This window comes from Microbacterium sp. Leaf351, from assembly GCF_001423825.1.
Classification (GTDB): Bacteria; Actinomycetota; Actinomycetes; order Actinomycetales; family Microbacteriaceae; genus Microbacterium; species Microbacterium ginsengisoli.
In genome coordinates this window covers 7,059-8,143 of the sequence record NZ_LMPK01000015.1, presented here as the reverse complement: position 1 = coordinate 8,143, position 1,085 = coordinate 7,059, and the positions used below count along the sequence as shown (strand labels likewise).

General features: G+C 67.8%; 1 pseudogene. It reads right to left on the bottom strand.

Annotated features, from left to right (window positions below):
- Nucleotides 1-130: 130 nt before the first annotated feature.
- Nucleotides 131-1,085: pseudogene (gene cydB, locus ASG00_RS05700) on the bottom strand (cytochrome d ubiquinol oxidase subunit II); the annotation flags it as partial.

The window sequence follows — 1,085 nt, the reverse complement described above, 5'->3', positions numbered from 1 at the left end:
CACGTCTTCGATCCTGCCTCATGCGCCCGGACGGCACCTGCGAGCGCCGCCGGGCAAAACCACCTCGCCTACGACGACGGATGCCGCGGCCCGGGGAGGGGCCGCGGCATCCGCGTGGGTGAGGTCTCGGTCAGTGTGCCGATGCCGCCGCCTTCTCGATGAAGCTGCGGGTGACGCGCTTGCGGAAGACCCAGTACGTCCAGCCCTGGTAGAGCAGCACGAGCGGCAGGAAGATGAACGCCGCCCAGGTCATGATCGTCAACGTGTACGGCGTGCTCGACGCGTTCTCGATCGTGAGGGTGCCCGCCGGGTCGGTGGTGGAAGGCATCACGTTCGGGAAGAGCGAGAACCACAGGGTCAGCACCGCGAACGCGACGGTCAATACGCCGAACGTGAAGGCCCAGCCCTGCTTGTCGCGAAGGTTCGCCAGGATCGACGCGATGAGGGCGACCGCGGCGATCGCGGCGGCGGCGATCGCGAACCCGAGCGCCGGGGCACCCTTCGAGGCGGCCATGACGATCGTCCAGATGAGGAACGCCGCCGCGACCACGACCGTGACCACACCCGCCTTGGTGGCGAGGCGCTTCGCGTCGGTGTGCACCTGACCGTCGGTCTTCAGGGCAACGAAGTAGAGACCGTGGGTGAAGAAGACGAGCACGAGGGTGACCCCGCCGAGCAGCCCGTAGGGGTTGAGCAGCGTCAGAAGCGACCCGGTGAAGTTGTGGTCGGCATCCAGCGGCACCCCCTGCACGATGTTGGCGACCGCGACGCCCCACAGGAGCGCGGGGAGCACGGAGCCGATCACGATGAGGGTGTCGAAGCGCCGCTTCCACTTCTCGGATGCCCCGCGGTGCCGGTACTCGAACGAGACGCCGCGCAGGATCAGCGAGAGCAGGATCAGCAGCAGCGCGAGGTAGAAGCCGCTGAACAGGGTGGCGTACCACTCCGGGAAGGCGGCGAACAGGCACGCGCCCGCCACGATCAGCCAGGTCTCGTTGAGGTCCCAGACGGGGCCGATCGTGTTGATCACCTGGCGACGGGAGATGTCGTCCTTGCCGAGGAAGGGCAGGGACATGCCCACGCCG